This window comes from Kribbella deserti (assembly GCF_042434725.1).
Taxonomy (GTDB): Bacteria; Actinomycetota; Actinomycetes; order Propionibacteriales; family Kribbellaceae; genus Kribbella; species Kribbella deserti.
The window spans coordinates 1-11,962 of record NZ_JBHLTC010000038.1; the positions used below are offsets into that span (position 1 = coordinate 1).

At 69.9% G+C, this 11,962-nt stretch carries 10 protein-coding genes; all 10 read left to right on the top strand.

Going from position 1 to position 11,962, the window contains the following annotated elements; all coding sequences use genetic code 11:
* The first annotated feature begins 456 nt into the window (after window positions 1-456).
* A complete protein-coding gene (locus ACFFGN_RS29545; RefSeq protein ID WP_380054161.1) occupies window positions 457-1,221 on the top strand; it encodes an SCO2322 family protein in 765 nt (254 codons plus the stop codon).
* A gap of 32 nt (window positions 1,222-1,253) precedes the next feature.
* Window positions 1,254-2,357: an energy-coupling factor transporter transmembrane component T family protein gene (locus tag ACFFGN_RS29550; protein ID WP_380054164.1), complete on the top strand. Its 1,104-nt coding sequence runs from the start codon at window positions 1,254-1,256 to the stop codon at window positions 2,355-2,357.
* The gene (locus tag ACFFGN_RS29555) at window positions 2,354-4,015 is read left to right on the top strand and encodes an ABC transporter ATP-binding protein (protein WP_380054166.1); all 1,662 of its coding nucleotides are present in this window, start codon (window positions 2,354-2,356) and stop codon (window positions 4,013-4,015) included. Before ACFFGN_RS29550 ends, ACFFGN_RS29555 begins: the two co-directional genes overlap by 4 nt.
* A complete protein-coding gene (locus tag ACFFGN_RS29560) occupies window positions 4,012-4,887 on the top strand; it encodes an ECF transporter S component (protein ID WP_380054170.1) in 876 nt (291 codons plus the stop codon). Before ACFFGN_RS29555 ends, ACFFGN_RS29560 begins: the two co-directional genes overlap by 4 nt.
* Entirely contained in the window at window positions 4,880-5,584 is a 705-nt protein-coding gene (locus tag ACFFGN_RS29565) for a bifunctional adenosylcobinamide kinase/adenosylcobinamide-phosphate guanylyltransferase (protein ID WP_380054174.1), read from the top strand. Before ACFFGN_RS29560 ends, ACFFGN_RS29565 begins: the two co-directional genes overlap by 8 nt.
* A 238-nt stretch (window positions 5,585-5,822) precedes the next feature.
* Window positions 5,823-6,725 carry an adenosylcobinamide-GDP ribazoletransferase gene (locus ACFFGN_RS29570; protein WP_380054177.1) on the top strand — a complete coding sequence of 301 codons (903 nt, stop codon included), beginning with the start codon at window positions 5,823-5,825 and terminating at the stop codon, window positions 6,723-6,725.
* A gap of 101 nt (window positions 6,726-6,826) precedes the next feature.
* Window positions 6,827-8,005, top strand: a complete 1,179-nt coding sequence (locus ACFFGN_RS29575) for an ROK family transcriptional regulator (protein ID WP_380054181.1) — start codon at window positions 6,827-6,829, stop codon at window positions 8,003-8,005.
* A 664-nt stretch (window positions 8,006-8,669) separates the two neighbouring features.
* Window positions 8,670-9,743 (top strand): substrate-binding domain-containing protein, encoded by a 1,074-nt coding sequence (locus ACFFGN_RS29580; protein ID WP_380054184.1) that lies wholly within the window; start codon window positions 8,670-8,672, stop codon window positions 9,741-9,743.
* Window positions 9,744-9,768: 25 nt separating this feature from the next.
* Window positions 9,769-10,593: an ATP-binding cassette domain-containing protein gene (locus ACFFGN_RS29585; RefSeq protein ID WP_380054186.1), complete on the top strand. Its 825-nt coding sequence runs from the start codon at window positions 9,769-9,771 to the stop codon at window positions 10,591-10,593.
* Window positions 10,590-11,873 (top strand): sugar ABC transporter permease, encoded by a 1,284-nt coding sequence (locus tag ACFFGN_RS29590; protein ID WP_380054189.1) that lies wholly within the window; start codon window positions 10,590-10,592, stop codon window positions 11,871-11,873. The genes ACFFGN_RS29585 and ACFFGN_RS29590 overlap by 4 nt, the downstream gene beginning before the upstream one ends.
* The last annotated feature ends 89 nt before the right edge of the window (window positions 11,874-11,962 follow it).

The window sequence follows — 11,962 nt, forward strand, 5'->3', positions numbered from 1 at the left end:
GGTTTCGCGCGGCTGCCGGGATTTGGGTGCCCGCTGCCGGGGTTTCGCGCGGCTGCCGGGGTTTGGGGTGCCCGCTGCCGAGTTTTTTGACCACTACCCGGTTGCAGCCAGGTAGTCGTACCAGAACTCGGCAGCCGGCCTGTCTCGAACGCCGCACTCCGCGTCCGACCGTCGAAGACGCCGCACTCCGCGTCCGACCGTCGGAGACGCCGCATTCCGCGTCCGACCGTGGGAGACGCCGCATTTCGCGTCCGACCGTGGGAGGAGGTGCGCCCGCGCCACCCGGCAGGAGTCGGCGCGGAGCATGCGGGTGACCACGGACCAACCAGCTCCGGACCGACGAACGCCGGTCCCGGCGTGAGGTTGTTCGCATGTGCAGTGTGTGCGGGCGGGCGGCGGTGGGGCGTGGCGGTAGCATCCGATCGCCGTCTCCCTCGTCAGTAAAGGATGTCCCTCGTGCGCCGGATCGTGCTCGTGCTGTTTGGTGCCCTGCTTGTGCTGGGTGCGACCGGCACCGTCGCCCAGGCGGCGGATTACCGCTTCTGGGGCTACTTCCAGTGGACGAACGGTCAGTGGGCCTTCGCCCAGAAGGGCTCCGAGCAGGTCGTACCGGCCGATGGCGCCGTGGAGGGCTGGCGGTACGCCGTCGCCGGCGCCAAGTCGCGTACGCCGCGTGCCGCTGGTGACTTCGAAGCCATTTGCGGGTCCACGCCCGCCGAGGCCGGCAAGAAGCGCGTTGCCGTGGTCATCGACTCCGGAACTCCCGAGGATTCCGCGGACAAGTCGGCTCCGCCTGCTGCGAGCGGTACCTGCGTGGTGACGGCGACCGCGTCGACCGGCGCCCAGGTGCTCGCGGCGATCGGCCCGGTCCGGATCGAGAACGGTTTGACCTGCGGCATCAACGGCTACCCGGCGACCGGTTGCGGTGGCGAGGTCAAGAACGCCGTCATTCCGGCCACGGACGCGCCTGTGCAGCTCGAGATCAAGCCGGCGGTCGGTTCTTCGGCCCCGGCCGCGAGCACCTCGCCCACGCCCGGGTCCTCGCCCACGCCCGGGGCCTCGTCCACGCCCGGGTCCTCGTCCACGCCCGGGTCCTCGTCCACGCCCGCGGCCGACGACGAGGGCACGCCGTGGGTGCCGATCGTGATCGGCGTGGTCGTGATCGCCGGTCTCGGCATGGGTGGGCTCGTGCTCAGCCGTCGCCGCAACGCCTCGGCCTGACGCCACGATGACCGTTCAGTGAAGATCGAGTCGTGAAGGCCATCCACAATCCCCTGCTCCCCCGGGCTCTGCACCCGGGTGCCTGGTGGTTGTGGGCGCTCGGTCTGGCGGTCGCGGCCAGCCGGACCCGCAATCCGCTTCTGCTGTTGCTGATCCTGGTCGTCGCCGGTTTTGTGGTCGCGGCCCGTCGTACCGACGCGCCCTGGGCGAACAGCTATGTGGCGTTCCTGAAGCTCGGCCTGGTCGTGATCGCCGTACGGATCGTGCTGCAGGCCCTGCTCTCGACCCGGTCCCAGGGCAATCACATCCTCTTCACCCTGCCGCAGATCCCGCTGCCCGACTGGGCCAACGGCGTCAAACTCGGCGGCATCGTCACCGCCGAGGCCCTGCTCACCGCGCTGTACGACGGTGGGCAGCTCGCGGTGATGCTGTGTTGTATCGGCGCGGCGAACGCGCTGGCCAGTCCGCGGCGGCTGCTCAAGTCGTTGCCCGGGGCCCTCTACGAGATGGGAGTCGCGTGTGTGGTCGCGTTGACCTTCGCGCCCCAGCTGGTCACCGACAGCCGCCGGATCCGGGCCGCCCGCCGGTTGCGCGGCCGGAGCCGGGGCTCGTTCCGGACCACCGCCATGCCCGTGCTCGAAGGCGCGCTCGATCGTTCGGTCGAACTGGCCGCGGCGATGGACTCGCGCGGCTACGGCCGGACCGCCCAGGCGCCGTTGCGCCAGCGCCGGATCACCGGGGCGTTCGTACTGCTCGGGCTGATGGGGATGGCCATCGGCATCTACGCGTTGCTCACTGACGCGATGGCGGAGGCCGTGGCCGCGACGGCTCTGGCGATCGGCGTACTGCTCGCGGTGTCAGCGATGGCCATCGGGCACCAGCGGGTCGGGCGGACGCGGTACCGGCCGGACCCGTGGGCGATGCCGGAATGGCTGGTCACGTTGTCCGGCGTACTGACCGCAGGCGCGTTGATCGTTGCCGCGGGCACCGGCGTGGCCGGGCTGGTATTGGCTGGGCCGCTGGTCGTACCACCGCTACCGTTGCTGCCGGCAATGGCCATTCTGGCCGGCCTGCTACCGGCGATCGCGGCCCCGCCGCCGAGCGGCGGCCGACGTCGGGAGGCGGTGCCGGCATGATCGAGTTCGACCGGGTCACGGTGACCTACGACGGCCAGACCGAGCCGGCGCTGCGGGACGTCTCGTTCGAGATCCCCGAAGGCGAACTGGCCCTGGTGATCGGCCGGACCGGCTCGGGCAAATCGACCCTGCTGCGCGCGATCAACGGATTGGTGCCGCACTTCACCGGCGGCACGCTGGCCGGGCGAGTCGTCGTCAACGGCCGCGACACCCGGCTGCACCGCCCGCGCGATCTGGCGGATGTGGTCGGCATCGTCGGACAGGATCCACTGGCCGGGTTCGTCACCGACACGGTCGAGGACGAACTGGCGTACAGCATGGAGTCGCTCGGCGTGCCCGCGGACGTGATGCGCCGCCGCGTGGAGGAGACGCTCGACCTGCTCGGGCTGGCCGACGTGCGCGACCGGCCGTTGACGTCGCTGTCGGGCGGGCAGCGGCAACGTACGGCGATCGGCGCGGCGCTGACCGCGCATCCGGCCGTGCTCGTGCTGGACGAACCGACCTCCGCGCTGGATCCGCAAGCCGCTGAGGAAGTTCTCGCGGCACTCCAGCGGCTCGTGCACGACCTCGGCGTCACCGTGGTGCTGGCCGAACACCGGCTGGAACGCGTGATCCAGTACGCCGATCGCGTGATCGAGGTGCCGGGTGGCAGCGCCAGCGTCGCGACGGGCGATCCGGCCGCGCTGATGGCGACGGCTCCGGTCGCGCCGCCGGTGGTGGAGCTCGGCCGGCTGGCCGGGTGGTCGCCGTTGCCCCTGTCGGTCCGTGACGCGCGGCGAGCGGCCGTTGCCCTGCGCAATGACCTGTCCGCGCGCGTGCCGGTGCGGGTGGCGCCGGAACCGGGACGGGTGCTTGCCCGGTGCAACGATTTGGTGGCGGGGTACGGGCCGACGCTGGCCTTGCGCGGGTTGACGCTGGAGATCGCCGCCGGGGAGGTCGTTGCCTTGATGGGGCGGAACGGCGCCGGTAAGTCAACCCTGCTCAATTCCTTGGTCGGACTGGTCAAACCCCGGTCTGGGTCGGTTGCGGTGACACCTGGCTCTGACGGTTCACGTTCTGCTGGGGCTTCGGGTGGCGCTGGAGCGGCTTTAGCGCCGGATAAGGCGCGGCCGAAGGATCTGGTGCATGCGGTTGGTCTGGTGCCGCAGGAGCCCGCGGACCTGCTGTACGCCGCCACCGTGGCGGACGAATGCGCCCACGCGGACGACGACTTCGGCGTTCCGGCCGGATCGTGCCGCGACTTGCTGCGCCGCCTCTCGCCCGAGGTGGACGACCGGATGCACCCGCGTGATCTGTCCGAAGGCCAGCGGCTCTGCCTCGCGCTGTCCGTCGTACTCTGCGGTGCTCCCCCGCTGGTGCTGCTGGACGAACCGACCCGGGGGCTCGACTACGGCGCCAAGCGACGGCTCGTCACGATCTTGCGCGAACTGGCCGCCGCCGGGCACGCCGTACTGCTCTCGACGCATGACGTGGAGATGGTGGCCGAGGTCGCGACCCGCGTACTGGTACTGGCCGATGGCGAGCTGGTCAGCGATGGGCCGACGGCGACGGTGATCGCCGGATCGCCCGCGTTCGCGCCGCAGGTCGCGAAGATCCTCGCTCCGTTGCCGTTCCTCACCGTTGGTGAAGTCGCGACCGCTTTGGGCGAGGCGTCGTGAAATCGCGCCGTGGCGGCTTTGCTGACCCCGGCCGGTTGGAGGGCGGTCTGCCCGCTGAGCGGTTGATCGGGTTCCGGCCGCGGTCGGCCGCGACGTTGGTGCTCGCCTCGGCGGTAGGGCTGCTCGCGTTCGGCTGGCCGCTGCTCTGGTCGACCGAACAGGCCGGGGAGAACGCGATCGGGCATACAACCGACGGCCCCTGGCTCTTCATCCTGCTACTGCCCCTGCTGGTCGCCGTCGTACTCGCCGAGCTCTCGGAGAACGGCGTCGACGCGAAGGTCATCTCGCTGCTCGGCATGCTCGCGGCCGTTGGCGCCGCTCTGCGCGCGCTAGGCCCGGGCACGGCTGGACTGGAGCCCGGGTTCTTCCTGCTGGTACTGGCCGGGCGGGCGTTCGGTGCCGGGTTCGGGTTCGTGCTGGGCGCGGTGTCGTTGCTGGCCGGGGCTTTGGTCAGTGGTGGCGTCGGCCCGTGGATGCCGTTCCAGATGCTTGCCTGCGCGTGGGTCGGTTGCCTGGCCGGGTTGTTGCCGCGGGCAAGCGGACGCGCCGAGATCGCCGTACTGGCCGGGTATTCACTGGTTGCGGGCGTGCTCTACGGCCTGGTGATGAACTTGTGGTTCTGGCCGTTCGCCACCTTCGGCAGCGACTTCTCGTTCATCCCGGGCGAACCACTGGTGGAGAACCTGCACCGCTATCTGCTCTTCATCGCCGCCACCTCGCTCGGCTGGGACATCCCGCGTGGCGTGCTGTGCGCCGGCCTGGTGCTGGCCTTCGGACGGCCCATCCTGACGGCGTTCCGGCGAACCGCCCGCAAGGCCGCGTTCGACGTTCGTCCCGTCTTCGAACCACTTCCGGAGAAGGCCGATGGCTGACCTCAGTACCGACGCCGAAGGCGCCCTGATCGACGGCGTACTGCGGCTCCGCCCGGACGGCCAGATCGCGATCGCGGGCTACACCGTTCAACCGGTCCGTACCCCGGATGGCCTCCGGTACGACGTACAGACGCCAACCGGCGAGCGCCTTTCATGGACCACGCCCACCCCGGCGTACGAGCGCACCCTGGTGCTCGGCGGCGCCCGTTCCGGCAAGTCCACCCTCGCCGAACGCCTGCTGGCCCCGCACCCCGACACCCTGTACGTCGCCACCGGCTACACCGCCGCGGGTGATCCCGAATGGGCCGAGCGGATCGCCCTGCACCAGGCCCGTCGGCCGGCCAGTTGGGGATCGGTCGAAACGATCGACCTGGTTCCGCTGCTCACCGCCGAAGGCCCACCGCTGCTGATCGACTGCCTCACGCTCTGGCTCACCCGCACCATGGACGCCGCCAACGTCTGGACCACGCCCGAACGCGTCACCGAGGTGGACCAGGCCATCGACGACCTCGTCGCCGCCTGGGCCGCCACCAAACGCCGGGTAGTTGCCGTCAGCAACGAAGTCGGCTCCGGCATCGTCCCAGCCGACGCCCCCACCAGGCTGTTCCGCGACCTCATGGGCCGCCTCAACACCGCCATCGCCCACCCCCCAACCACCCTCCTCCTCTGCACCGCCGGCCACCCCCACCCCCTCTAGCCTCCCGGCGTGTCGCCGTTCATCGGACGCTTGTGACGCGGCGTGTCGCCGTTCATCGGACCCTTCTGCCCGGCCGGTCTGCGTTCATCGGTCCGAATCTGCGCCTGCCCGCAGGCCGATCCGCGCGCGAGCGCCGTCCCGAGAGGGCCGATTCGGACCGATGAACGCTTGCCGGTGAGTGGATGTGATAGACGAGGGGGTCGGTTTGCTGCGGGTTGGAGGGGTTTTGGGCGACGCGGTGCGATTGGCGTTCGGCACGTTGTCGATATTGCCCGCGGGCGTGCCCGGCACGGTCGATCGGCGGGTTGCCGGGCGCGCGATGCTCCTTGCGCCAGTGGTCGGCCTCGTGCTCGGGGGTATCGCCGCGGCCGTGGTGGCCGGCGTCGACCATCTCCGCCCGGATGCGCCCTTGCTAGCCGCCGTACTGGGGGTCGTCGTACTCGCCGGGCTCTCGGGCGGGCTGCACCTCGACGGCCTCGCGGACATGGCCGACGGACTCGGCAGCCGCCGGGATCGCGAGACCATGCTGTCGATCATGAAGAAGGGCGACGTCGGCCCGTTCGGAGTCGCGTCGATCGCCGCCGTACTGCTCATCAACGTCGCCGCCCTCACCGCGTGCGTCTCGGTCGGCCTTGGCTGGCAGGCCATCCTCGTGGCCGCGGTCGCGAGCCGCCTCACGCTGCCGTGGGCCTGCCGCACCGGCGTACCGTCTGCCCGTCCCGACGGCTTGGGCGCCATGGTCGCATCCACCGTCCGCCCGCTGTACGCCGTCTTCGCGACTGCCGCCGTCCTGGTTGGCGCCGCTGGCTTGATCTGGTTCAGCACTCCCCTGCCGTACGGCGATGGTCGCGGCGCTGCGCCTTTGCTGAGTCAGACCACGGCCGTCGAGGGCGGCCGCGATCTGATCTCCAGCAAGACGCTGTTGCCCGACTTCGCGGAACGGCCGGCGCGCGCGCAGCAGCTTCAGCCGGAGGGCCTCGGCCTGCTCGGCGCAGGCGCGGTTTTGGCTGCGGTGGCGGCTGGATTGCTGGTGGTACGGCGGGCGCGGAAGGCCTTTGGAGGGATCACCGGGGATGTGCTCGGAGCCGGGGTGGAGACGGGTTTCGCGATCTGCCTCATAGTGGTCGCGCTTGCGCTCTGATGTCAGGCAGGATGGGGCCCGGCAAGGCTGGACCGGGAGAAAGGTGACGATACGGATCGTGGCACGGTGACCAACCTGCCGACATCCGTTATCTTTACGTAATGAACGCAACCCGTCCAGCGCCTGGCTCGCAGGCTTCGCTGCGCGAAGCCAACCGCGAACGGGTGCTCGACGTGGTTCGCCAGCTCGGACCGCTCACTCAGGTCGAGATCGCCGAGGCCTCCGGCCTTTCCGCCGCCACCGTGTCGAATATGGTGCGCGAACTCGATCGCGCCGGCGCGGTCGCCCTGTCCCGCAGCATTCGCAACGGCCGTCGCGCCGTACTGGTCTCCCTCGCCTCCGGCGGCGGCCTGCTCGCGGGCGTGGCCTTCGGCGAACGCGACGTCCGGGTGGCGATCGCGAACGGCCAAGGCGAAATCCTCGGCCAGCAGTACATGCCCCTGCAGGCGGATCACGTCGCGGACGACGGCATGGAACGCGCCGCACGCCTGCTGGCCGATCTCGCCGACGACGCGGGCCACGGCGTCGAGGACATCGAGGCAGTCGGGTTCGGACTGCCCGCACCGGTCGATTCCGTCACCGGCGAGGCGGGGTCGGACGCCGTACTGCCCGGCTGGCGCGGGGTCAACGTGGCCGCCGCGATGGCCGGCTACCTCCGAGCCCCGGTGGCCCTCGACAACACGGCGAACCTGGCCGCGCTGGGCGAATTGCGCAACGGCGCGCTGCGCGGCGTGCGGCACGGGTGCTACATCAAGTTCTCGTACGGCGTGGGCGCGGGCATCGTCGTCGGCGGCGAGATCTTCCGCGGCAGCGCCGGAACGGCCGGGGAGATCGGCCATCTCACCATCGACGAGAACGGGCCGATCTGCCGCTGCGGCAATCGCGGCTGCCTGGACACGTTCGTCGGCTCGCGCGCGCTGTTGAGTTCGCTGTCCGCCTCGCACGGGCCGTTGCGCCTGGGCGACGTGATCAAGCGGGCCAAGGCGGGCGATCTCGGCTGCCGCCGGGTGATCGAGGACGCGGGGCGCCGGGTGGGCGTCGCCGTCGCGGGCCTGGTCAATCTGATCAACCCCGAGGTGATCGTGGTGGGCGGGCGAATGGCCGAAGCCGGCGACCTCGTGCTGGTCCCCCTTCGCGAGGCCCTCGACCGCTGCGCCATCCCCAGCGCCGCCGCCACCGTCGACCTCCGCCCGGCCGAACTCGGCGACGAAGCCGACGTCATCGGCGCCCTCTCCCTAGCCGCCGCTCTAGGCCACGCCAAAGCCACCGCCCGCCCGTAATCCCGCCGCCCGCAATCGCCGTACAACGCCACCGCCCGCCCGCCCATTCGCCGTACGGCGTGGCGGTATCCCGTTCATCGGACGCTTGTGACGCGGCGTGTCGCGGTTCATCGGACGCTTGTGACGCGGCGTGTCGCCGTTCATCGGACGCTTGTGACGCGCCCCTCAGGAAGCGTTCATCGGTCCGAGTTCTGCCCTCTCGGGACGGCGCGTAGGCGTGGGCCCACATAAGAGGAGGGCAGATTCGGACCGATGAACGCAAAACCTGCGATGGGCCGGCCACTATCCGGGGGAGACGGGAAGCCGAGGCGGCGCCAGCGGCGAGTGGCGGCAGGGAATCCACCCGAGCGAACCCCCGAGCACCCAGCGGCCCGGCCGCCCCTCGCCGTCGTCACAAGCGTCCAATGAACGGCGACACGCCGTGTAACAAGCGTCCGACGACACGCCGGAGGCTGGTCAGAAGCGTCCGATGAACGGCGACACGCCGCGTAACAAGGGTCCGATGAGTGGGATACCGGTGTGGTGGAGGTGGGGTGTTAGGGGGGCGTGACGGACTCGTGACGTTCTAATGTCTATTTCTTGAATTCAACTCTTGACGCCAAGGTGGGTTGTCCCTTTGACTCTGGTGATGGCCCGCCGGGCCCTCACGTCTTAGGAGTACGACATGTCACGATCCCCTGTTCGGCTGCTCGGCCTGGGCGTCACCGCCGCCGCGATGGTGTTCTCGCTCGCCGCTTGCGGCTCCGACGAGCCCGCGGCCGGTGGTGGCGGTGCCGAGGGCAAGAAGATCGCCCTGCTGCTGCCGGAGTCGAAGACCGCCCGCTACGAGGCGCTCGACCGTCCGCTGTTCGAGGCGGCGCTGAAGGCGTCCTGCCCGAGCTGCGAGGTCATCTACAGCAACGCCGACCAGGACGCGGCGAAGCAGCAGCAGCAGGCTGAGGCCGCGCTGACCCAGGGCGCGAACGTGCTGGTGCTCGACCCGGTCGACGGCAAGGCCGCCGCCTCGGTCGTGAACAGCGCCAAGGGCCAGAACGTGCCCGTCGTGGCGTACGACCGCTTCATCGAGGGCGCGAACTACTACGTCTCGTTCCAGAACGAGGCCGTCGGCAAGCTGCAGGCCCAGACCCTGGTCGACATCCTGAAGAACGCCGGCAAGACCTCCGGCAACATCGCGATGATCAACGGCTCGCCGACCGACCCGAACGCGGCCCAGTTCAAGGCCGGCGCGCACAGCGTGCTGGACGGCAGCGGCTTCAAGATCGCGGCCGAGTTCGACACGCCGGACTGGAGCCCGGACAAGGCCCAGTCGTGGATGGAGGGCCAGCTCTCGGCCATCAAGTCGGGTCTCGTCGGCGTGTACGCGGCCAACGACGGCACCGCCGGTGGCGCCATCGCCGCGCTCAAGGGCGGCGGCGTGAACCCGCTTCCCCCGGTCACCGGTCAGGACGCCGAGCTCGCCGGTATCCAGCGCATCGTGTCGGGCGACCAGGCGATGACGATCTACAAGGCCGTCAAGCCGCAGGCCGAGGACGCCGTGAAGGCCGCGCTCGCGCTGGCCAACGGTGACAAGCCCGAGGCCAAGACCGAGGTGCAGGGCGTGCCGTCCACGCTGCTCGACCCGATCGCCGTCACCAAGGCGAACATCGCCGATACAGTCGTCAAGGACGGTATTTACAAGGTGTCGGACATCTGCACCGCGAACTTCGCCACCGCCTGTGCCGCTGCCGGCCTGAAGTAATCACTCCGAGAGGCTGATTCGGTTCATGAGTGTCACCCCCAGTCCGGTCGCGACCGGCACGGTGCTGTCGCTGCAGGGCATCTCCAAGCGGTTCGGAGCCGTCCAGGCGCTGAAGAACGTCGACCTGGACGTCCGGGCCGGCGAGGTGCTTGCCCTGGTCGGCGACAACGGCGCCGGTAAGTCGACGCTGGTCAAGACCATCGCGGGGGTGTACACGCCCGACGACGGCACGGTCACCTTCGACGGTCGCGAGGTGCACGTCACCAGCCCCGCCGAAGCGCAGAAGCTCGGTATCGCCACCGTCTTCCAGGACCTCGCCCTGTGCGACAACCTCGACGTCGTCGCGAACCTCTTCCTCGGCCGCGAACTGCGGCGGGGAAGGGTTCTCGACGAGATCGAGATGGAGCGGACCTCGTGGGAGCTGCTCAAGCAGCTGTCCGCGAAGATCCCCTCGGTCCGGATCCCGGTCGCCAGCCTGTCCGGCGGCCAGCGGCAGACGGTCGCGATCGCCCGGTCGCTGCTCGGCGAACCGAAGGTGGTGATGCTCGACGAGCCCACCGCCGCACTGGGTGTCGCCCAGACCGCCGAGGTGCTGAACCTCGTCGAGCGGCTGCGCGAACGGGGTCACGGCGTGATCCTGATCAGCCACAACATGGCCGACGTGATGGCGGTCGCCGACCGGGTCGCGGTGCTTCGGCTCGGCCGGAACAACGGTGTCTTCAACGTCGCCGAGACCAGCTCGCAGGACATCATCGCCGCCATCACCGGCGCGACCGACAACGCCGTGTCCGAACGTGCGGCACGCCGGGTCCAGGACAAGATCAGCAGCACGGAAGGGCTCGAGTCATGACCACCCCGGTCAAGGGATCACCGTCCGAGGTGGTCGCCGTACAGGACCCGGCCGCGCTGCCGGCCGACCTGCAGGACGAGCGGCTGATCGCGAGCCGCGGTATCGGCGGCGCGTGGGCGGCGTTCGTCTCCAAGATGCGCTCGGGCGATCTCGGCTCGATCCCGGTGGTGATCGGCCTGATCATCATCTGGGGCGTGCTGCAGGCGTCGAACGGATCGTTCCTGTCCAGCCGCAACCTGGTCAACCTCACCCTGCAGAGCGCCGCGCTCGGAACGATTGCCCTGGGCATCGTTCTGGTGCTGCTGCTCGGTGAGATCGACCTGTCGGTCGGCTCGGTCAGCGGATTGTCGTCGGCGATCATGGCCGTCACGTTCGTCAACCAGGACTGGCCGATCGCGCTGGCCATTCTCGGCGCGGTGGCGGTCGGCGTACTGATCGGTGTCTTCTACGGCGCCTTGTACACCAGGTTCGGCGTACCGAGCTTCGTGATCACGCTGGCCGGTCTGCTCGGTTTCCTGGGTCTGCAACTGCTTGTCCTGGGCAAGGACGGCTCGCTCAACCTGCCGTTCGACTCCGCCCTGGTCGGATTCGCGCAGCGCAGCTTCCTGCCGACGCCGCTCGCGTACGGCCTGGTCGTCGCGATCGTCGCGGTGTACGTGCTGAGCCGGATCCGCGCCCGCGGTGGCCGGATCAAGGCCGGCCTGTCGGCAAGCCCGAACTCGATCATCCTGCTCAAGGCGGCGCTGCTGTTCGCCGTACTGATCGTGCCGGTGATCGTGCTCAGCCAGGACCGCGGCGTCTCCACCATGTTCGTGTTCTTCCTCGCGCTGGTCGTGGTGATGGACTTCGCGATTCGCAAGACCCGCTGGGGCCGTTCGGTCGTGGCGGTCGGCGGCAACGTCGAGGCCGCGCGCCGGGCCGGTATCAACGTGCGCGGGATCTACCTGTCGGTGTTCGCGCTGTGCTCCACCCTGGCCGCGGTCGGCGGTCTACTGGCCGCCTCCCGGCTCGCCGCGGTGAACCAGAGCAGCGGCGGTACCGACTGGAACCTGAACGCGATCGCCGCCGCCGTCATCGGTGGTACCAGCCTCTTCGGTGGCCGCGGTTCGGCGTACTCGGCGCTGCTCGGCGCCCTGGTGATCCAGTCGATCACCAACGGCCTCGCGCTGCTGAGCCTGGATTCGAGCGTGCGCTACATGGTCACCGCCGCCGTGTTGCTGCTCGCGGTCACGATCGACTCGCTCAGCCGCCGTACCCGGGTGGCCAGCGGTCGCGCCTGATCCGGCCATCCACGCGGGCCCCGGTTGCGCTTACGGCGTACCCGGGGCCTTTCGCGGTGACCGCGGGGTGTCCGGTTCGGCACAATGAC

Excerpts from the sequence above, each read along its gene's own strand:
- ACFFGN_RS29590 (WP_380054189.1), top strand. The coding sequence starts at position 10,590 with ATGACCACCCCGGTCAAGGGATCACCGTCCGAGGTGGTCGCCGTACAG.
- ACFFGN_RS29585 (WP_380054186.1), top strand. The coding sequence starts at position 9,769 with ATGAGTGTCACCCCCAGTCCGGTCGCGACCGGCACGGTGCTGTCGCTG.
- ACFFGN_RS29565 (WP_380054174.1), top strand. The coding sequence starts at position 4,880 with ATGGCTGACCTCAGTACCGACGCCGAAGGCGCCCTGATCGACGGCGTA.
- ACFFGN_RS29580 (WP_380054184.1), top strand. The coding sequence starts at position 8,670 with ATGTCACGATCCCCTGTTCGGCTGCTCGGCCTGGGCGTCACCGCCGCC.
- ACFFGN_RS29555 (WP_380054166.1), top strand. The coding sequence starts at position 2,354 with ATGATCGAGTTCGACCGGGTCACGGTGACCTACGACGGCCAGACCGAG.
- ACFFGN_RS29575 (WP_380054181.1), top strand. The coding sequence starts at position 6,827 with ATGAACGCAACCCGTCCAGCGCCTGGCTCGCAGGCTTCGCTGCGCGAA.